Source organism: Photorhabdus temperata (assembly GCF_025384845.1).
Taxonomy (GTDB): Bacteria; Pseudomonadota; Gammaproteobacteria; order Enterobacterales; family Enterobacteriaceae; genus Photorhabdus; species Photorhabdus temperata.
In genome coordinates this window covers 45,401-65,771 of the sequence record NZ_JAJAFX010000022.1, presented here as the reverse complement: position 1 = coordinate 65,771, position 20,371 = coordinate 45,401, and the positions used below count along the sequence as shown (strand labels likewise).

Annotated in this window: 15 protein-coding genes and 4 pseudogenes; 16 read left to right on the top strand and 3 right to left on the bottom strand. The window is 40.5% G+C overall.

What is annotated here, in order from left to right:
* The first annotated feature begins 1 nt into the window (after position 1).
* The 5 genes and pseudogenes from LGZ99_RS10485 (at position 2) to LGZ99_RS10465 (ending at position 6,088) form a co-directional block, all read left to right on the top strand.
* Positions 2–1,156 carry an AAA family ATPase gene (locus LGZ99_RS10485; RefSeq protein ID WP_036839421.1) on the top strand — a complete coding sequence of 385 codons (1,155 nt, stop codon included), beginning with the start codon at positions 2–4 and terminating at the stop codon, positions 1,154–1,156.
* 25 nt (positions 1,157–1,181) lie between these two features.
* A complete protein-coding gene (locus LGZ99_RS10480) occupies positions 1,182–4,298 on the top strand; it encodes a type I restriction endonuclease subunit R (RefSeq protein ID WP_262979100.1) in 3,117 nt (1,038 codons plus the stop codon).
* A gap of 273 nt (positions 4,299–4,571) precedes the next feature.
* A pseudogene (locus LGZ99_RS10475) lies at positions 4,572–4,739 on the top strand (IS982 family transposase); the annotation flags it as partial.
* Positions 4,740–4,849: 110 nt separating this feature from the next.
* Positions 4,850–4,957: pseudogene (locus LGZ99_RS10470) on the top strand (helix-turn-helix domain-containing protein); the annotation flags it as partial.
* Positions 4,958–5,455: 498 nt separating this feature from the next.
* The gene (locus tag LGZ99_RS10465; protein WP_036839411.1) at positions 5,456–6,088 is read left to right on the top strand and encodes a CatB-related O-acetyltransferase; all 633 of its coding nucleotides are present in this window, start codon (positions 5,456–5,458) and stop codon (positions 6,086–6,088) included.
* A 317-nt stretch (positions 6,089–6,405) separates the two neighbouring features.
* Here LGZ99_RS10465 and LGZ99_RS10460 read toward each other — a convergent pair whose 3' ends face one another.
* On the bottom strand, positions 6,406–6,780 hold the full coding sequence (locus LGZ99_RS10460) for an NUDIX domain-containing protein (RefSeq protein ID WP_390894009.1): 375 nt from the start codon (positions 6,778–6,780) through the stop codon (positions 6,406–6,408).
* An 803-nt stretch (positions 6,781–7,583) separates the two neighbouring features.
* On the opposite strand from LGZ99_RS10460, the gene LGZ99_RS10455 reads away from it, so the two are divergent.
* Genes LGZ99_RS10455 through LGZ99_RS10445 form a run of 3 tightly spaced genes read left to right on the top strand, consistent with a single transcriptional unit; the run spans position 7,584 to position 8,582 of the window.
* Entirely contained in the window at positions 7,584–8,174 is a 591-nt protein-coding gene (locus LGZ99_RS10455) for a hypothetical protein (RefSeq protein ID WP_023044728.1), read from the top strand.
* Positions 8,174–8,407, top strand: a complete 234-nt coding sequence (locus LGZ99_RS10450) for a hypothetical protein (protein ID WP_051769493.1) — start codon at positions 8,174–8,176, stop codon at positions 8,405–8,407. Before LGZ99_RS10455 ends, LGZ99_RS10450 begins: the two co-directional genes overlap by 1 nt.
* Entirely contained in the window at positions 8,391–8,582 is a 192-nt protein-coding gene (locus tag LGZ99_RS10445; RefSeq protein ID WP_152552747.1) for a type II toxin-antitoxin system YafO family toxin, read from the top strand. Before LGZ99_RS10450 ends, LGZ99_RS10445 begins: the two co-directional genes overlap by 17 nt.
* Positions 8,583–8,688: 106 nt before the next feature.
* On the opposite strand, the gene LGZ99_RS10440 is transcribed toward LGZ99_RS10445, so the two are convergent.
* The gene (locus LGZ99_RS10440; protein ID WP_023044727.1) at positions 8,689–10,191 is read right to left on the bottom strand and encodes an SNIPE associated domain-containing protein; all 1,503 of its coding nucleotides are present in this window, start codon (positions 10,189–10,191) and stop codon (positions 8,689–8,691) included.
* 230 nt (positions 10,192–10,421) lie between these two features.
* A complete protein-coding gene (gene prpR / locus LGZ99_RS10435; protein ID WP_036839410.1) occupies positions 10,422–12,077 on the bottom strand; it encodes a propionate catabolism operon regulatory protein PrpR in 1,656 nt (551 codons plus the stop codon).
* A 304-nt stretch (positions 12,078–12,381) separates the two neighbouring features.
* Between prpR and prpB the strand changes: the two genes are divergently transcribed.
* The 8 genes and pseudogenes from prpB (at position 12,382) to LGZ99_RS10400 (ending at position 20,092) form a co-directional block, all read left to right on the top strand.
* Positions 12,382–13,272: a methylisocitrate lyase gene (gene prpB / locus LGZ99_RS10430; protein WP_036839409.1), complete on the top strand. Its 891-nt coding sequence runs from the start codon at positions 12,382–12,384 to the stop codon at positions 13,270–13,272.
* A 61-nt stretch (positions 13,273–13,333) separates the two neighbouring features.
* A complete protein-coding gene (gene prpC, locus LGZ99_RS10425; RefSeq protein ID WP_262979099.1) occupies positions 13,334–14,500 on the top strand; it encodes a bifunctional 2-methylcitrate synthase/citrate synthase in 1,167 nt (388 codons plus the stop codon).
* 55 nt (positions 14,501–14,555) lie between these two features.
* Entirely contained in the window at positions 14,556–16,007 is a 1,452-nt protein-coding gene (locus LGZ99_RS10420) for a bifunctional 2-methylcitrate dehydratase/aconitate hydratase (RefSeq protein ID WP_262979098.1), read from the top strand.
* Between the two features lie 70 nt (positions 16,008–16,077).
* Positions 16,078–16,332 (top strand): annotated as a pseudogene (locus LGZ99_RS10415) (acetyl-coenzyme A synthetase N-terminal domain-containing protein); the annotation flags it as partial.
* A gap of 1 nt (position 16,333) precedes the next feature.
* Positions 16,334–16,609, top strand: a pseudogene (locus LGZ99_RS10410) (AMP-binding enzyme); the annotation flags it as partial.
* A gap of 579 nt (positions 16,610–17,188) precedes the next feature.
* Positions 17,189–18,157, top strand: coding sequence for an ABC-three component system protein (locus tag LGZ99_RS10405; protein WP_262979095.1), 969 nt, complete (start codon positions 17,189–17,191; stop codon positions 18,155–18,157).
* Positions 18,144–18,371, top strand: a complete 228-nt coding sequence (locus LGZ99_RS24680) for an ABC-three component system middle component 6 (RefSeq protein WP_315903491.1) — start codon at positions 18,144–18,146, stop codon at positions 18,369–18,371. The genes LGZ99_RS10405 and LGZ99_RS24680 overlap by 14 nt, the downstream gene beginning before the upstream one ends.
* Positions 18,362–20,092: a DUF2326 domain-containing protein gene (locus tag LGZ99_RS10400; RefSeq protein ID WP_262979094.1), complete on the top strand. Its 1,731-nt coding sequence runs from the start codon at positions 18,362–18,364 to the stop codon at positions 20,090–20,092. The genes LGZ99_RS24680 and LGZ99_RS10400 overlap by 10 nt, the downstream gene beginning before the upstream one ends.
* Positions 20,093–20,371: the final 279 nt, after the last annotated feature.

Sequence of the window (20,371 nt, the reverse complement as noted above, 5' to 3'; positions counted from 1 at the left end):
TATGAGCAAAACGCTAACGGAAATAGCACAGCAGCTAAAAGATGCCAACAAGAAAGTGCAGTTGATCTATGCCTTTAATGGTACGGGTAAAACCCGGCTTTCGCGGGAATTTAAACAGCTTGTTGCTACTAAAAATGATAATGATGAAGGTGGCAACAATGAAGAACTATCATTGACGCGTACTAATTTTTTGTATTACAACGCCTTTACCGAAGACTTGTTTTACTGGGATAACGACTTATCTGAGAATACCGAGCCTAAACTCAAAATCCAGCCGAATTCATTTACAGATTGGGTGCTGAAAGACCAAGGGCAAGATCGGAATATCATTGCTAACTTTCAACGCTATACTGATGAAAAATTAACTCCACATTTTAGCGAAAATGGTTCGGAGGTCACGTTTTCTTTCGAACGTGGCAATGAAGCACGAACTGAAAATGTTAAAATATCAAAAGGTGAAGAAAGCAACTTTATCTGGAGCATATTTTACACATTGATTGAGCAAATAATCAGCGTGCTGAATGTTGCTGAATCCAGTGAGCGAGAAACAGATCAGTTTAATCAATTACAATACGTCTTTATTGATGATCCTGTGAGCTCGTTAGATGAAAACCATTTGATTGAGTTGGCAGTACATCTTGCTCAACTGATTAAATCTAACGAGTCTAGCGTTAAATTCATCATCACGACGCATAATCCTCTTTTCTATAATGTGCTACACAATGAGCTAAGTAGTGATGATAAAAGTTATAAAAAGAAATGGTTTGAGAAATACAGGCTGACAAAGCATGAAGATGGCACATATCAGTTAGCAATCCAACCTAATGACTCACCATTCTCATATCATCTTTACCTGAAGTCAGAACTCGAAAAAGCCATCGAAAACGGTCAATTGAGCAAGTATCACTTCAACTTTTTAAGAAATATATTAGAAAAAACCTCTACTTTTCTTGGCTATAAAAAGTGGGGTGATTTATTGCCAAAAACTGATGATGGCAGGCCCAATCCTTATGAAGCCAGAATTATTAATATCTCTAGTCATTCAAAACATGCAGGTGAAGAGGTCTCTGAGCTTACGGAAGATGACAAGCGTGTTTTGCGCTATCTGGTTAATGAAATTAACACTATGTACCGCTTCCAACAAGCAGAAGACTAGAGTGAATCTAATTTATAGGTGAAGTATGCACGAATACAAAACTGTTGCTGAATCAAATAACTTTATCGTACTTGATAAATACACTAAGGAATTGCAGCTAAATGAAACCTACCAAAGCGAAGGTGATTTAGAACGGGAATTGATCGACGATTTAATCAACCAAGGTTATGAATATGTTACTGGTTTAAACACGCCCCAAAACATGCTGGCTAATGTGCGGGAGCAATTACAGGTACTGAATAATGTTAATTTTTCAGAAAGTGAGTGGCAACGCTTTGCTGAGCAATACTTAGATAAGCCCAGCGATAACAGCATAGACAAAACTCGTAAGATTCATAACGATTATATCCACGATTTTGTTTTTGATGATGGACATATCGAGAACATCTATCTCGTGGATAAGAAAAACATTGCCCGTAATAAAGTACAAGTTATTAAGCAATTCAAGCAAACAGGGGTGCAAGCGAATCGATACGATGTGACCATTTTGGTTAATGGCTTGCCATTGGTGCAGGTTGAGCTTAAAAAGCGTGGAGTTGCTATTCGCGAAGCTTTTAACCAAGTACACCGTTATAGTAAAGAAAGCTTTAATACAGAAAACTCATTGTTTAAATACTTACAGCTTTTTGTGATTTCAAACGGTACAGACACGCGCTATTTTGCTAATACGACTAAGCGTGATAAAAACAGCTTTGATTTCACCATGAATTGGGCCAAGTCTGATAATACACTGATTAAAGATTTAAAAGATTTCACAGCCACGTTTTTTCAGAAAAATACCTTGCTGAATGTGTTAATTCATTATTCCGTATTTGATGTTAGCAATACTTTGTTAGTGATGCGTCCCTATCAAATAGCGGCTACTGAGCGTATTTTGTGGAAAATTAAAAGTGCGTATCAGGCTAAGAATTGGAGTAATACTGAAAGTGGTGGCTACATTTGGCATACCACGGGGTCGGGTAAAACTTTAACCAGTTTCAAAGCGGCGCGTTTGGCTACTGAGCTGGATTTCATCGATAAGGTGTTTTTTGTGGTCGATCGTAAAGATCTGGATTACCAGACCATGAAAGAATATCAACGTTTTTCACCTGAAAGCGTTAATGGTTCGGAGAGTACCGCAGGGCTAAAACGGAATATTGAAAAAGATGACAATAAAATTATTGTTACTACCATTCAAAAACTTAATAACTTAATAAAAAGTGAAAGCGATTTACTAATATACAATAAGCAAGTAGTGTTTATTTTTGATGAGGCACACCGCAGCCAGTTTGGTGAAGCACAAAAAAACCTAAAGAAGAAATTTAAAAAGTATTATCAATTTGGTTTTACGGGCACGCCAATTTTCCCGCAAAATGCTTTAGGAGCAGACACCACCAGTAGTGTATTTGGCCGAGAATTACATTCGTATGTGATTACCGATGCTATTCGTGATGAAAAAGTATTGAAGTTTAAAGTTGATTATAACGATGTAAGACCACAGTTTAAGTCCATTGAAACAGAACAAGACGAGAAAAAATTAACAGCGGCAGAAAACAAGCAAGCTTTTTTACACCCCGTTCGTATTCGTGAAATTTCTCAGTATATTTTAAACAATTTCAGGCAAAAAACACATCGTCTCCAGGCCGGAGGCAAGGGTTTTAATGCTATGTTTGCTGTCAGTAGTGTGGATGCTGCCAAAGCTTATTATGAAGCGTTTAAGAATTTACAAAAAGAGGCTGATGAAAATAAAACGAGCAGAAAACCGCTTAATGTTGCCACCATCTTCTCTTTCGCCGCTAATGAAGAGCAAGATGCTATTGGTGAGATTATTGATGAAAGTTTTGAGCTCTCCGCAATGGATAGCAGCGCCAAAGAATTTTTAAGCGCAGCTATTGATGATTATAATGCAGCGTTCAAAATGAATTTTGGTGTGGATAGTAAAGGTTTCCAAAACTACTATAAAGATCTTGCTCAGCGAGTGAAAAATCAAGAAGTAGATTTACTGATTGTTGTTGGCATGTTCTTAACAGGATTTGATGCGCCGACATTGAATACCTTGTTTGTCGATAAAAATCTGCGTTACCATGGTCTAATGCAAGCTTTTTCGCGCACTAACCGTATTTATGATGCCACTAAGACCTTTGGAAATATCGTAACCTTCCGTGATTTAGAACAGGCTACGGTTGAGGCCATCACTTTATTTGGTGATAAAAACACCAAAAACATAGTGCTGGAAAAAAGCTATAAAGAATACATGGAAGGCTTTACCGATTTAATCACTGGCGAAGCATGCCGTGGATTTTTGGACGTAGTGGCTGAACTACAAAGACGCTTCCCTAATCCTGATGATATTGTTAAAGAGCAAGATAAAAAGGACTTTGCCAAATTATTTGGTGAATATTTGCGTGCGGAGAATGTACTGCAAAACTACGATGAATTTGCAGGATTAAAGGCTCTACAGCATGTAGATATTAGTAATCCGGAGGCTGTTGAGACATTTAAAGCTAAATATTACCTGAGTGATGAAGATATCGCCACGATGCAAGCGATTGAGATGCCAACTGAGCGTACTATTCAAGATTATCGCTCAACCTATAATGATACGCGTGATTGGTTACGCCGTGAAAAGTCGTCTAACGAGAAAGACAAATCTACTATTGACTGGGATGATGTCGTCTTTGAAGTGGACTTGCTCAAATCGCAGGAAATTAATTTAGATTACATTCTTGAGTTGATTTTTGAAAACAATAAAAAGAATAAAAATAAGGCAGAGTTAATTGATGAAGTTCGCCGTTTAATTCGTTCCAGCCTTGGCAATCGAGCAAAAGAAAGTCTAATTGTTGATTTCATTAATCAAACTAACTTGGACGAAATTATCGACAAGGCCAGTATTATTGATGAATTTTTCAAATTTGCTCAAGCTGAACAAAAACGTGAAGCAGAAGAGTTAATTAGCTCGGAGAAATTAAATGAAGATGCGGCTAAGCGTTATATTGCAGCATCGTTAAAACGAGAATATGCAAGTGAAAACGGCACAGAGCTAAATTCAACACTACCAAAATTAAGTCCACTTAACCCGGAATACAGAACGAAAAAACAGACCGTTTTCCAGAAAATTGCTGCATTTGTTGAAAAGTTTAAAGGTGTAGGTGGGCAAATATAGGTGTAAGCTAATACACAACAGTCGATCTGCTACTCTAGCTATCATAAACTACTTACCGGCCATCTAGACACCTTGGTGTTTAGATGGTTGGTGCGCTATTTCTCCCTCTTCCATTTGTATCATTATCTTACCTTTCCTCGGCTTACAAATTGATGTGTTTCAATAGATTTGGACACAACAACAGACTGTAATTAACCCGAATTCTGGATAAGAAATTGACGAGAAGCCTGTTCCAGGAGCAAAGTCTTGGTGCACACCAAAAACCGATAGCGGCATCGTTTACACCGCCGACAGGGGCACATGTATCCCAGTGAAATCATGACCATTTTGATCCTTTTTCATCTGTCACATTACCGGGATTTTAAAAATTTTTATCTAGAACATATTTGGAAATATCACCACAACGATTTTCCCACCTTGCTCAGCTATCCTCGTTTGGTCATTATGTTGACCGTTTTAGGCGGTTTGATTACTTATTGCCTTAAATGGAAGAAGCCATCACTGAAAGTTTTCTATTCGGAAGACGATTTTTCAGTAACGGCTTAAACAGAATTCGGGTTAATTATCTTGAAATCCATCCCTCTGAAATCTGGCCTAGTCCTTATTTTGATAAACGCGGTCAACTTATTGAGCGCAGGGTTCGCAATAAACCGCAATAATAATCCGCTTTAATTTGTGATATTTTTCGTAAAAATAATAAATGTTTATACAAAGCCCTGAGATTAAAATGGCTGCTTAATTCGACCATTTTTTTAACTTCACGGTTTTTTTCATTTAAAATGCCATAGGAATAAATGAGGTTATGTATTACCTGGAACGATTAGCACATAGCACACTAACCTTACTGTGAAAATATGAGATATAAATCACATATTGAAAAATATAACAACAGCAAAACGATATTTTTGAGGTTTTTTAGCAAAAAACAATGTATATAGAAATATGTATAGAATCAAAAATAGAATAAATTTAATATATCAAGTATTTTGTTCTATGTCCTTCACCTCGTTCACATTGAAAACATGTTGTCTAATATGAAAAAAATCCTATTATTAAATCAACCTCGAATCAGCTAGAAGTGATGTGTTTTTGAATGCGGATACATCACCATGGAAAGCATTCTATGGTAAAGAAATAATCAATAGAGGTTGTTTACCATGAAAGAAAAACATTGGTCAAAAACTCAATTTTTACATGAAATTGTCACCAATCAAAATATTATCATCAAAGGAACCCATAGCTACTATAGTGATTGCTGGAGTGGTGGTTTTGAAGAGTCTGTCGTTCGCTATTTGTATGGTGATAAAGTCAGTCTTCAATGGGAGTCTAAGTGGCCAATTGATAAATTGTATATTGGCGATTATGTTTGCATAGCTGCTGAAACCATCATTCTTATGGGTGGAAACAATACGCACAGAGCAGATTGGTTCTGTTTATATCCATTCATGGAATTCATCGAAGAGGCCTATGCAGGCACAGGTGACACGCATATTCATGATGGTGTGTGGCTTGGTATGCGTTCAATGATTATGCCAGGTGTCACCATTGGTGAAGGTGCTATAATCGCTGCTAATAGCGTCGTCACTAAAGATGTTGCGCCATACAGTATTGTGGCTGGAACGCCTGCGAAATTAGTTAAATACCGATTTGAACCACATATTATAAATGAGCTGCTTAGGTTAAAAATATATGATTGGTCAGAAAAGAAATTTAATGCTTTAAAATCATATCTCTGTTCTTCAGATATTGAGGCGTTGAAATCTGCTGTAAAATCATATTCAGAGAAATAGTTAATTAATATTGTTAGTACATCAGCTACTTATCTGTTAGTAAAATCTGCCATAAACTTTCGCTCAGTACAGTCTCTTAATCAGATTTTCTGATTAAGAGACTGGGTAAGGAGATAGCCTTAAACTATATTCGAGAAAAGTATAGCAGTGATTTTTTACAAAGAGTGGAATCTATTTTTTTATCCTTATAATTCAATAATTTATGATAAATACTATTGTCATTGTGACGATACAAATTACAGTCTTGATTTTTTAATTCTGTTTATTAGCAATGTCAGGCCGTAATATAAAATCATTTCTTATTCCTTCAGAAATTGTTAGTTAAAAGACACAACGTAGTTCGTTGTTTTTCCCAATATTGCGTCAATAACTATATTTGGCATTATTTTCAACGTATGGAGTTCTGTTATTGGCAGCCAAATTAATTTTCTTCTTATTCCGTGCTCTAAATAAAATGAAATATCTTTTTCAACATTAGTTTTAAATATGAAGTTTATTTCATGAATAGGGACACCTTTATTTTCATAAAAATTTTCTATTACCTGATGAAATTCAAACTGTTCTGTTTTCATATCAAGCCCAAGCTCTTCTTTTAACTCCCTGGATGCAGCTTCAATATATGACTCACCATCTTCCACTCCGCCACCAGGTAAGATCCAGTAATCATCATCATTTGCACAAAAAAAGAACATTTTGTTCAGTATCTGTTAAACAAACCGATGCTCTTAAATATCTTTTCATAATATCATTCCAAATGTATCGTTATTCACAAAGGACGGATTCGACTAATAAGTGCAGAAATATACCAGATTTTTAGTTTAAAAAAATCAGGTTTTTCACAATATTTCATTGCTGAATGACTTAACCGAATTCCATCAATAATAGGTAATTCAGTAACAGGCTATTCCCTGAATGCCACGGCAAATAAGCTGGATATACTGTAGCTGATTTATTTAGTGATTTCTGTAGTTGGAGTAGGATTTATTGAGTCTTTTTCCTGTCAGAATGTAATTGTGAAACAAACGCGAGCTCGATTGACGGTGCCTTACTGTCCTAACCCTGATCCCGTTTCCATATACAGCTCATTGAACCGAATGTGCGCTTCTAACGCATCCAACTGGCAACTTTCCCCGATATTTTGGTGGGTCAGCCTCCACATTGCGTTTTTCGAGGCCTGCTCAACGTTCACTCACGTTACAGCCTGCATATTCGCTGAATCACTAAAATGGTCTTATATATCAGAGGCTTTTGCTGCTTTGTTACCGCCACGACTGCTCTGATTGCTACCGGCTTATCCGAAATCTCTCCTCTGAAAAACTTTCTTGCAATATAGGGGAAAACCACATATGAAGCTCAGGTTATTTAGTTTATTAGCCTTGTTGAGCTATGAAAGATTCCGTAAGGCTTGATAGAATGTTTGGGTTGAGATGTAATGAGCTTATAAGCTACACAGCGGAACGGGATCTGCCTTACATATAGAATGAGGTGTATGAAAATGATTACTGGTATCGAAACTCTTGCGTTGGCAGCCACGGATATAGGTTCTATTTCGCGGGTTGCTCAACAGATAGTATCACCACTGGTTCAGATGAATGGAGAGCTAGTATCTTCTGGTGCGCTTGTAAATCCGGATGAAGTGAGGCATTCATTTGATAAAGTCACTATTGCTATCAACAGCGTAAATAGAAAGCTTTATGAGTGTAATGAGATAATTAATTCTCTTAACGAGTATGATGAAACCAGAGATAACGGTTTTGCCATAAATCTTGACTTCCCTAATGAACTTAGAGATAGAGCAGAAGTTCTTTCATCACATATTGAAACCCTGAAAGTGGTTTTCTCTCTGGTTGAAACATCGCCATCATGGAAACCATACTTCTCTTCGATACAGACTAATAAATCTGAGTCTATTAGAGCTGTATCTAACTTGAGAAATGCGTATCTCAATATTGCTTTGATTGCTGAACAATTCACATCTCCGATCCCGACGGTTGAAAGCAGCGTTGAAGGCACTGAAGAAAGTTTTGCTATGGCATTATCAGCGTCTAGGAGACTACTTAGGATTAAAACATCGGGGTGGCGTTAATGGCAAACGTCACTATTCACGCGTCATTAGCCTCTAATACAACAATTCAAGGATATGCAAGGGAACTGTCGCTTTATCTAAACGGAGGATCCGTTTCGGGAAGGTTAGGAAGAAATGGCGGTTTTGAAAGAAACCAAAATGCCCAATCATCAGGAATCCTCAAGATTCACATAAAGGCACCTGGAGAAGGCTTCTGGAGCTCGGACATAAGGCAGTCTGCGCGTAAGCAATAACTATCTTGTTTATGCTAGGCATTGGGAGCGATCGGATACATTTCAAATCATAGCTGTCATTGTACCTGACGCACATGAAAAAATAGATGCTATGCTTCCCGATATCATTGAGATAACTGAGAGTGACTTCCAGTCCCTCAATCAGCCTCAATTAGGTCTACTCACATATTATTAGATTTGACTGCCGTTTCTGGGTTTTATATCTAAGGTAGCGTTCAAGCTGGTGTTTCTATCGTTGATAAAGAGGTTAGAACCACCAGCATGGTTCTTAATAGTATGGATCAGATAGCATCTGCGAATTCAGGGATTTTAGTGTTAGTCACTTTCTTACCATCCTGTGATCCAGATTTTATCAATTCTTGTTCACGCATTACTTTTGTTTCGTAGTAATCTTTAGCTACAGCAGTTTCGACGAAATCTACATCGTTGCCAGCAAATTCTGTCACGGCAGCTTTGATCTCATTCAGGCTTGCATTGAAAAATTCTTTGCGGCGGTTAACAGCGTTAACGCGGTGGCTATCAAAGCGATCATGCAACGCTTTTTCTAGGGTAGGAGCATCCTCAGAACGAATCATTGCGTGGATATCAAATAAGAATGGCACTGAAGCACTACCCAATTCATCAATACGATCTTGTGGGTCTAAGCGACGAGTCATACCTATTTTATAAACATCCTCACCAAAAGAACCTATGTTAGATATGATATATACGTGACCTCGGCGAGTTTGTTGTGCCATTGAGAGTGCCCTTTGACCTTTTTCTTCTGCCTCTTTAATTTCGGCCTCCAATTTAGAAATTTGCTCTTCGTATTTGGCTCGCTGTTCAGTGCTGGCTTTAGCCAGATCTTTACGCGCTTTATCGAGCGCTCGTTCGTATCGCTCTTCCTCCGCCTCTGCTTCCCGAATCGCGCGTTCGATCTCCATTTGAACCCGCTTTTCTTCAGCCATTTGAGCACGTAATTCACGTTGCTCTTCTTTTTCCTGCTGTTTTTTCTGACGGAATTCATGTGTCAGGCGAAGTTCTTCCAGTTTGAGAGCCAAGTAGTTACGGCTGATGTGGACCTGGTTGGTTTCGTTCAACTTGTTAATAGCATCAAAAGCTTTACGTATACGCTCCTCCATTGCTGTAGCATTTTTCCAAGTACAGTTGGCAATCGCTGCATCACATTCATTGTTGAAGGCACGGGCTGTAATATTTATTGCGCGGGTAGCTAGCTTCTTACCTTCTGCCCGTGAACCGCCAACGGTCCATTCAGTTGAACAATAAATTGCACTGGATATCCCCTTGTTTTTTAGTATATTTTTTTGTTTGTCTCGATTGTCGAGAATTTTTTCTTTAAATTTCTCACTCGCATCGAAGTCAAAATGGGGTTGATAAAAACCCAATTCAGCAAGTTCAAAATCTTCATTATAGATAGCTAACTGACGCACCAGGTTGTCATAGATTTCTTTCTTGCTGCGGTAACTATCGCGAATTGACTGAATATCAGTCTCAATTTCAGATTTGGTGTGTTCAGCCTTAAAAACATCATCATTGATCTTGGCTAGACGTTGAGTTGCGTCAAATTCAATGCGATTTCTCTCATTCTCGGTATCGGAAATGAGTTTTTTGCACTCCTCATCAACATCAAAGTAGTCACTGAAGCGGATTTTATATTCTTCAATAATGGCATCTTTTGCAGAAAGTCTTTGTCTTATAGTTTTTAACTTCCTAGCGAGGAATATAAGCGTAAAGATTGACATGAGTGCGATGACAATCGCGATGTAAAACGATATTGGGGACATGCTTTGTTAGCTCCGTAATTAGATGAATTGGCTATCCCAACTGTAATGATGATAGGTGTCTCGTTACTTTACGATGGGTAACTCTCCTCAAACAACCCGATTCCCTGATGTTATTCAAACTATAAGATTTGCTTTGATCTGCCGACTCAATAGACAACAGTCAGGGATAGCAGAAGCATATTATAAATAGCGTTTTGATAAAAATGTTGAGTTCTCGTTTTGCATCACCATTAATTCCCGGCCATTTCCTGTTTCAATCGTCGCCACAACGTAGTACGGCTGATCCCCAGATATTCCGCAGCCGCATGGCGATTGCCGGAAAACCGTTTCAGGGTTTCATGAGCTGAAGGTGGGGTAACAAGTGAAGATTGCAGCGCCAGAGAGGGCCTTGTACTTTTTTCTATCAGCTTAAGTGCAGGTTGGCGCTCCGGTGAAAGAGCCAATATCAATTCAGGTGTCAATATATGCTCAGTATGGGCGCTGAGGTATAACGCAATTCGCTCCATAAGATTACGCAGTTCCCGGACATTACCGGGCCAATGATAGGTTTGCAATGCCTCCTGACAAGCAGAAAGCTCTTGTACTCTTGACTGCGATACCGGCAAATTCAATGCGGCAAACGCCCGTCGCAAATATTCCAGCGCCAATGTACCAATATCGTTGCCCCTTTCTCTGAGAGCGGGAATATTGATCCTCAATACACTCAGGCGATAGAATAGATCAGTCCGAAAACGCCTTTCCTGAACCCAGGTATCCAAATCGCAATGTGTGGCGCAAATGATCCGAACATCAATAGCAATAGGGCGATGTCCTCCCACTCTGACGACAGATTTTTCTTCCAGCACTCTCAATAACCGCGTCTGAAGAGGCAGTGGCATTTCACCAATTTCATCCAGAAATAGTGTGCCCCGATGGGCAACTTCAAAAAGACCTGCCCGTCCTCCACGCTGTGAGCCGGTGAAAGCCCCTTCCTCATAACCAAACAATTCAGCTTCCAGCAGGGATTCAGCAATGGCGCCACAGTTAACGGCAACAAACGGGCGCTGATGTTTACCTGCAACCGGACCATACCGGAGAGCATATTCATGGTGAATAGCTTGTGCCACCAGCTCTTTCCCTGTACCGCTTTCCCCCTGTATCAGAACCGTGGCAGGCGAGCGGGCATATAACATGATGGTGTTGCGCACGTGCTCCATCACGGCTGAATTTCCCCGGATATCATTGAGGGTGTGGCGGGTGCGCAGGGTTTCCTGTATTGGATAAGCCGAAATTGAAGCCTGACTAAACTTGGTCATTCTGGCGATATCCAGTGCATCATGGAATGCCCGGCGAATAGAATCCGCAGAATAGACAAAGACGCCGACAAGTTCAGCCTCATAGGCGAGATCGGTAATCAACCCGGCACCAACAATGACTTTAATACCGATAGCTTTTAATGCATTGATCTGAGTCCGAGCATCTTCTTCCGTGATGTAGCTGCGCTGCTCAATACGCAAGTTGAACCGTTGCTGAAATTCTTCCAGCACAGGCAATGTATTCTGATAGGCGATAACACCAATGCGGGAACTGATTTGTCGTGCACGGGCCAGTGCCTGCATAAAATCAAATCCGCTGGCCTCTGCAATGATAACAGGCACTGATAAACGGCTTTTCAGATAGGCGCCATTAGAGCCGGCACAGATCACTGCATCACAACGTTCGATTGTCAGCCGTTTACGAATATGCTGAACCGCATTTTCAAAGCCAAGTTGGATGGGCGTGATATTCGCCTGATGATCGAACTCCGGCGTGATGTCACGGAATAGATCAAAAAGGCGGGAAATGGATACCGTCCAAATGATCGGTTTGTCGCTGTTATCACGCCCTGCTGATGATGTTTCTGCCATTCCGGTCTCCTAATATTTTGTGTGCTGTTTTTATTTTTCCCACCAGAACAATTCTATGTTTCAAAAATGTTTCAATTATATTTTGTGAAACAAAATTGATTCATTATGAAACAAGAACATTTTTGTATCAATGATGCTTTCCTACAAGATTAACCAATGTGCTTAATGTTGTTTTTTATTTAAAAACAATATGTTAATTTCAATCTTATCTTTATTTTTAAATTTATTAGCCATTCTTTACTTGGTTGGCACACACATTGCTTTATAACAAATGTATTTCATTCTAATAACAATGAGGTTATGTATGCCGTTTTCCTCTGCCGGTTTGGCATTTCGTCAGGCTATAGAAGCTGAATCTCCATTACAGGTCGTTGGCGCCATCAATGCCAACCATGCGTTGCTGGCGAAACGGGCGGGCTATAAAGCCATTTATCTTTCTGGCGGCGGTGTATCGGCGGGTTCATTGGGTATGCCTGATCTGGGGATTTCAACGCTGGACGATGTGCTGACAGATATCCGCCGTATCACGGACGTCTGTGATTTGCCATTGCTCGTGGATGCTGATATCGGTTTTGGTTCTTCTGCCTTTAATGTGGCCCGCACCGTGCGCTCAATGATTAAAGCCGGCGCTGCGGGGTTGCATATTGAGGATCAGATCGGTGCGAAGCGTTGTGGTCATCGCCCGAATAAAGAAATTGTGTCCAAAGAGGAAATGGTTGATCGCATTAAGGCCGCAGTCGATGCCCGTATTGATAAGAATTTCGTCATTATGGCCCGCACTGATGCCTTGGCTGTTGAAGGTTTGGAAGCGGCTCTTGACAGGGCTAAAGCCTATATCGAAGCTGGGGCAGACATGCTGTTTCCCGAGGCGATCACGGAATTGCGCATGTATAAAACATTTGCGTCAACAACCGGGGTACCAATACTCGCCAACATCACTGAATTTGGTGCGACGCCACTGTTTACTACCGAAGAGTTGAAAAGTGTGGATGTTTCCATTGCGCTTTACCCGCTTTCTGCTTTCCGAGCAATGAATAAGGCAGCCGAGCAGGTTTACACTACACTTCGCCGCGAAGGGACACAGAAAAATGTGATCAGCATGATGCAGACTCGCAACGAGCTATACGAAAGTATCAACTACTACGATTTTGAACAAAAACTGGATGCGCTTTTCTCCCAGAAAAAATCTCAATGACGGACAGTTCCACCCAATTTCATCACGTTATATGGCATAAAAAACAGTAGAGGTGAGACCAATGAGCGAACAGAACACGATTACTGAGTCAACTGCTTTCAAGCCTAAAAAATCTGTTGCCCTTTCGGGGATCAGTGCGGGTAATACTGCACTCTGTACAGTTGGAAAAACCGGTAACGATCTGCATTACCGTGGCTACGATATTCTCGATCTTGCAACCCAGTGTGAATTTGAAGAAGTCGCGTACCTGTTGATCCACGAAAAATTGCCTTCCCGTGCTGAACTCGCCGCCTATAAAGCGAAATTAAAAGCACTGCGAGGTCTGCCGGGTAGCGTCAAGGCAGCACTGGAAACATTGCCCGCCGCCGCTCATCCGATGGATGTCATGCGTACAGGTGTATCTGTTCTTGGCTGCACATTGCCTGAGAAAGACGATCACAATCTTGCGGGTGCGCGTGATATTGCTGACAAATTACTGGCCTCTCTTAGCTCCATGTTGCTCTACTGGTATCACTATAGCCACAACGGACGCTGTATTGAGGTAGAAACCGATGATGAGTCGATAGGCGGGCATTTTCTTCATCTCCTGCATGGTAAAAAACCCAGTGAATCATGGGAAGAAGCTATGCACATATCCCTTATCCTTTATGCCGAACATGAGTTTAACGCCTCGACATTTACCAGCCGGGTTATCGCAGGAACCGGCACGGATATCTACTCCGCCATTATCGGGGCGATTGGTGCACTGAGAGGGCCAAAACACGGTGGAGCAAACGAAGTCTCTTTTGAAATTCAACAGCGTTATGAAAATCCTGACGAAGCAGAGGCAGATATCCTTGAGCGTCTGGCAAGGAAAGAAGTCATTATCGGCTTTGGTCATCCGGTTTACACCATTTCAGATCCCCGTCACGAAGTGATTAAAAATGTGGCTCTGCAACTTTCCAAAGAGGCCGGAACAACCAAAATGTTTGATATTGCGGATCGACTGGAATCTGTGATGTGGGCTAATAAAAAAATGTTCCCGAACCTTGATTGGTTTTCTGCGGTTTCCTATCACATGATGGGCGTACCGACGGCGATGTTTACACCGTTGTTTGTGATTGCTCGCACATCGGGATGGGCTGCTCACATCATTGAACAACGTATTGATAACAAAATTATCCGCCCTTCGGCCAATTATACCGGGCCGGAAAATCGGGTATTTACGCCAATTGGTGAGCGTGGATAACGTTATTTTTGGTGCGGTGTTTCCTGCATTCATGTTTTTTTTACAAGGAATTATTATGTCTACCTCTGTTGTAAACAACCGTCTTGAATATGATCAGGTGATTGTGGATATCGTGGATTATGTTATGGCATACCCGATCACATCATCCATCGCTTATGAAACGGCCTATTACTGTTTTCTGGATACGTTAGGCTGTGGGTTGGAGGCGTTGGAATACCCGGCCTGTAAAAAACTGCTGGGGCCTATTGTACCGGGGACGGTTGTGCCTAATGGTGTGCGTGTACCAGGAACGCAGTTCCAGCTTGATCCCGTACAGGCGGCGTTTAACATTGGTACGATGATTCGGTGGCTGGATTTTAATGATACATGGCTGGCGGCTGAATGGGGACATCCATCCGATAACCTTGGCGGCATATTGGCAGTAGCTGACTGGTTATCAAGAAATGCGGTTGCTTGTGGCAAAAAGCCGCTCACGATCAAAGCCGTTTTGATGGGCATGATCAAAGCGCATGAAATTCAGGGATGCCTTGCACTGGAGAATGCATTTAATAAAGTCGGGTTGGATCACGTCGTTCTGGTAAAAGTGGCTTCGACCGCCGTTGTTGCTGAAATGCTGGAGTTGAGTCAGGAAGAGATCCTGAGTGCAGTATCGCTCGCTTGGGTTGATGGGCAGTCGCTGAGAACTTACCGTCATGCCCCTAATACCGGTTCACGTAAATCCTGGGCGGCGGGTGATGCGACATCCCGCGCGGTTCGTCTGGCTCTCATGGCACAAAAGGGTGAGATGGGGTATCCCTCGGCATTAACTGCAAAGACCTGGGGATTTTATGATGTCTTGTTCAATGGGCGGCCTTTCAAATTCCAACGTGCCTATGGTTCTTATGTGATGGAAAATGTGTTGTTCAAGATCGCTTTCCCGGCGGAATTTCATGCACAAACGGCTGTGGAAGCGGCAATAAGCTTGCGTCAACAACTGAAAGACGCTGGCAAGACCATCAATGACATCGCAAAAATCACTATTCGTACTCATGAAGCCTGTATTCGGATTATTGATAAGCAAGGCCCGTTAAACAACCCTGCGGACAGAGACCACTGTATTCAGTATATGGTTGCGGTTCCTTTGATCTTTGGCCGTCTCACCGCTGCGGATTATGAAGATAGCGTTGCGGCAGATCCCCGTATTGATGCACTGCGGGAAAAAATGGCGTGTGTTGAAGATGTCAATTTTACCCGTGATTACCACGATCCGGGAAAACGCTCTATTGCTAACGCATTAACCGTTACATTTACAGATGGCAGCCAGCTTGATGAAGTCAAAGTCGAATTCCCTATCGGCCATGCTCGCCGCCGTAAAGAAGGCATGCCATTATTGCTGGAAAAATTCAGAACCAACCTGGCACGCCAGTTTCCTGAAACACAACAGAGGAAAATTCTGTCTGTTTCCCTTGACCGTCAGCTACTGGAAAACATGCCGGTAAACGAATACCTTGATTTGTACGTTATCTAATCTGAAATGCCATCGGCGGTCACTCTCCCTGAGTGCTGCTCTATCATTTTACGCAGTACCAGGAGAGATTATGTTATTCAAAACTTTTTATCAGCAATCCATTGATGATCCCAACTCTTTCTGGGCTGAACAGGCTAAACGCATTTTCTGGCAACAACCTTTTGAACAGGTTCTGGATCACAGTAACCCTCCCTTTGCCCGCTGGTTTTGCGGGGGAAAAACCAACCTATGTTACAACGCACTGGATCGCTGGCTGGAAAGCCAGCCTGACGCCAAAGCGCTCATCATGCTTTCAACAGAAACGAATAGTGAGAAAGTATTCACTAGTTGCCTTTGTCGTTCTCAAGGATGGGAGGGAAATCCAGAATGCTGAACATTTTTCCTCTCTGGAAAAGGCCTTGATGGGCTTGGTGAACAAACAAATTGGCAGCGTGGGCCGCCCGGCACGGGTATATTTCGTGTCCCAGCTTCCCGAGACTCGTTCAGGAAAAATGTTGCGTCGAACTATGCAGGCAATATGTGAAGGGCGTGAGCCTGGTGATATTTCTCTGATTGAAAATCCGGCTTCACTGGAGGTCATTCGGGAAGCTGTTTTTCGGTGAATAGTTTTCCATAATACTGAGATGCTTTTATTTTTTCCTTGTTGATTTCTTGGAAATGGAGATGCTTCTTTTATGAATTACTTCTCTTAACTTACGGTATCTACGTTTGTACCATCACCGCTTTCCTGCTCACTGACTGCTGCCTTTGTTGTGGCATTAGAGAAAGTAGTATTTATTTGTTGTTCTGGTTAATACTTGGTGCGTAAAGTCTAAGACATATCAAAACCGTTATCCTGAGTTACTTGAGCTGCCACATTTGCAACAAAGGAGGTTGAGTTACAGACTCCGTGTGATCGCGGATGCAACATAAAGAACGGATCATTGAGTGGTGAAATCGCTCACTGGAGTCATTGTATTTCGTTGTTTATATAGCATACAGATGCTGGGTGTTTTGTAGCTACTTTACAGCCAGCAAAGGCTGTATGGGCCAGCACAACGCAATCACAAGAAGTTGTTTTCTCTTGCCCGCCAGCATCTTCAATGTCAGAATCACAGACTACCAGCGGATGCTTGATAGTAACATGCTGATTTTTATTAAAATCATGGAACATTAAAAAGTTCGGGAGTATTCAATAGATTATGAATCGCTCAACCTACTTCAATTTGTGTGAAGAAAAGCTTTCATTTCTATGTACTCGAGTCGAGTTACGTGGAAAGTTGAACTTACTCGATTTGCATCTTCATTGCGAAGGCTTTTACGTTCATTTTTTTAATCTGCTCTTTGGGTATGCTCTGAAGAATGTTAATCGGTATACTCACAATGTTGAAGGTATCGACCTGATTGACTCTGTTCGAAAAATTGTGTTACAGGTTTCTTCGACGGCAACTAAACAAAAAATTGAGTCTGCTCTATCCAAGAACCTTATAACATATACAGGGTATAACTTTAAATTCATTTCTATTTCAAAGGATGCTAGTGCGTTAAGAGGACTTTCCTATAAGAATCCTCATTCATTAGTGTTTGAACCTATATTTGACATACATGATGTCAGATCGCTACTAGATCATATTCTCCATTTAGATATTGTCAAACAGCAAGCAGTCTATGAATTTCTAAGCAAGGAATTGTCATCGGTAGACGTGAAGAATCCTCTCACTGAAACGAACATTGCAGCTGTGATAAATATATTAGCGAAAGAAAATCTTTCCGATATGCCGAGTGTGGACAAACCGATTCCATTTAATGTTGATGAAAAATTGGTTTTTAACAATCTTAATACAGCGGCTATGGTTGTCGAGGAGTACAAAACTCACCACAGCAGACTAAGCCGTATTTATACAGAGTTTGATGTGGCTGGTCAAAATAAGAGTAAATCTGTTCTTGATTCGCTACGTAATAGTTACATTAAGTTGTGTACTACATACTCAGCTGATGAACTATTCTTTAAGATAGTTGATCAAGCTGTCACAGTAGTCAAGCAAAGTGCTAATTATGTATCAATGCCCCTGGAAGAGCTAGAACTTTGTGTGAATGTCATTGCTGTTGATGCATTCATTAGATGCCGTATTTTTAAGAATCCTAAGGTCATAGAAAATGTTGTTGCCTAAAGACATTCATCCTACTAATAGCCTTTATTTTAATGGAGCTTATGTGCTTCAGGCTGTAAGACAGTATAAAGAGGTTAGTATGATGGATCTCTTTGTGGAGTCTCGCAAATTACGTGATATGTCGATGCAGATTTTCGTTTTAGCGTTAGATTGGCTATTTCTTGCAGACTTGATTTCATATAACGATAACGGAAATATTGTGCCATGTTCTTAAAATCACTTCAAATTTCCAACTCTGAAGGTGTAATTCGTCACATTCCTTTTCACGCTGGTTTAAATCTCATCGTAGATGAGACTCTCTCAGGGCCAGAGCAGACCACTGGGAACAATGTTGGTAAGACAACAGTATTAATGCTGATTGATTTCTGTTTGGGGGCAAACGGTAAAGGAATTTATACTGACCCAGAAAATCGTAAGAGCGAATATGCGCTTGTTAAGAATTTTCTCATTAACACAGCTGTCTTAGTTACTCTTACTCTTACTGCGGACTTAGATAACCCATTCGCTGAGGAGCTTGTTATTGAGAGGAATTTTCTTCCGCGTAAGCAAATTATTCGCAGGATCAATGGGCATCAAAAAACTGCTGATGAATTTGAGGCGGCACTTACTGAGCAACTTTTTCCTGGGCATTTCGGTAAAAAGCCAACTTTCGCACAAATTATTTCTCATAATATTAGATACAAAGAGTTGAGCATTACAAACACGCTTCGTACTTTGAGTGAATTTACTCGTGACGATGAATATGAAACTCTTTATTTATTCCTCTTGGGATGTAGTTTTGATCAAGGTGATACAAAGCAGAATCTCCTAGCAAGCATTCGTATGGAGATGTCCTTTAAGAACAGGCTTGAGTCGAAACAAACTCGATCTGCATATGAAGCTTCTATGGCTTTGCTTTCTACCGAGATTGATAAATTAAATGAGAAGAAGTCGGCATTTTATATCAATCCTAACTTTGAAAGTGATCTTGAGACACTTGATGAGATTAAATACAAAATTAATGTATCTAGTTCAGCTATTAGTAGGCTAAAACTTCGTCGGAATTTGATTGATGAAGCAATCAGAGAGATAGCCTCCAGCCATACTGAAATTGATACTAATCAATTGAAAGTGCTCTATGGTGAGGTAACTGAACGTTTATCAAATATACAAAAGTCGTTCGAGGACTTGCTAGAATTTCATAATCGGATGGTAGATGAGAAGGTACGTTATATAGCTAAAGAGGTTCCAGCACTTGAGCAGGAACTAATTGTTAGGGAAAGTGAGTTAACAAGTTTATTAAACGAAGAGCAGGCTTTAGTCGCAAAAATTAGTAAGAGCGGCTCTTTAGAAGAATTGGAATCCTTAATTATAGAGTTAAATGAAAAACACCGGCGAATGGGGGAGTTTGAGACAATTGTTGAGCAAATATTAACTGTTGATACAACCCTTAGAAATTTAAATAAATCTCTTAATGAAATTGATGAAAAATTATTTTCTGTAGATTTTGAGGCTGCAATTCAAATGCAGCTTAATAAGTTAAATAAGTACTTTTCTTCTATTTCTCAGGAGCTTTATGGAGAGCAATATGCACTAAAGGTTGACCGAACTACTACTCGAACTGGGCAAAGAATATATAAATTCAGTTCATTCAATACAAACTTTAGTTCGGGTAAAAAGCAGGGTGAGATTACCTGTTTCGATATAGCCTATACTCTTTTTGCGGATAAAGAGGGGATTCCATGCTATCACTTTCTTCTAAACGATAAGAAGGAGCTCATGCATGACAATCAACTAACGAAAATTGCTATGTTAGTTGAGCGAGAGCATAAGCATGTCCAATATGTGGCTTCAATCTTGAAAGACAAGCTACCACCAGAACTTAACCAAGAAAAGTATTTCACTCTCAGACTATCTCAAGATGATAAGTTATTTAGGATAGAATCAACTAATTAAAATACTTAAGAAAAGCGGATTAGGGTTAGTTGGAGTTTCTCCTAAGAAAGGAAAATAAGCTCCTGAGCTTTTGTAAAAACTGAGTTTGTAAATGTCAACAAGTCTGAATTAGTTTAGGAGAGTTTTACTGTAATTATAAGGAATGACGTCACTTAGTAACTGTAATGGACGTTATCAGATAGTTAGTTGACAGATAAAGGCTATTCTGGAGGCAAATTCCTCGGTTATCTGCGGAAATTGAGAATAAAGAGCACTATTCCGTATAAAAGGAAGTTCTGA

Coding starts and splice junctions, on each gene's coding strand:
- LGZ99_RS10485 (WP_036839421.1), top strand. CDS start 2: ATGAGCAAAACGCTAACGGAAATAGCACAGCAGCTAAAAGATGCCAAC.
- LGZ99_RS10480 (WP_262979100.1), top strand. CDS start 1,182: ATGCACGAATACAAAACTGTTGCTGAATCAAATAACTTTATCGTACTT.
- LGZ99_RS10465 (WP_036839411.1), top strand. CDS start 5,456: ATGAAAGAAAAACATTGGTCAAAAACTCAATTTTTACATGAAATTGTC.
- LGZ99_RS10460 (WP_390894009.1), bottom strand. CDS start 6,780: ATGTTCTTTTTTTGTGCAAATGATGATGATTACTGGATCTTACCTGGT.
- LGZ99_RS10455 (WP_023044728.1), top strand. CDS start 7,584: ATGATTACTGGTATCGAAACTCTTGCGTTGGCAGCCACGGATATAGGT.
- LGZ99_RS10450 (WP_051769493.1), top strand. CDS start 8,174: ATGGCAAACGTCACTATTCACGCGTCATTAGCCTCTAATACAACAATT.
- LGZ99_RS10440 (WP_023044727.1), bottom strand. CDS start 10,191: ATGTCCCCAATATCGTTTTACATCGCGATTGTCATCGCACTCATGTCA.
- prpR (WP_036839410.1), bottom strand. CDS start 12,077: ATGGCAGAAACATCATCAGCAGGGCGTGATAACAGCGACAAACCGATC.
- prpB (WP_036839409.1), top strand. CDS start 12,382: ATGCCGTTTTCCTCTGCCGGTTTGGCATTTCGTCAGGCTATAGAAGCT.
- prpC (WP_262979099.1), top strand. CDS start 13,334: ATGAGCGAACAGAACACGATTACTGAGTCAACTGCTTTCAAGCCTAAA.
- LGZ99_RS10420 (WP_262979098.1), top strand. CDS start 14,556: ATGTCTACCTCTGTTGTAAACAACCGTCTTGAATATGATCAGGTGATT.
- LGZ99_RS10405 (WP_262979095.1), top strand. CDS start 17,189: ATGAATCGCTCAACCTACTTCAATTTGTGTGAAGAAAAGCTTTCATTT.
- LGZ99_RS24680 (WP_315903491.1), top strand. CDS start 18,144: ATGTTGTTGCCTAAAGACATTCATCCTACTAATAGCCTTTATTTTAAT.
- LGZ99_RS10400 (WP_262979094.1), top strand. CDS start 18,362: ATGTTCTTAAAATCACTTCAAATTTCCAACTCTGAAGGTGTAATTCGT.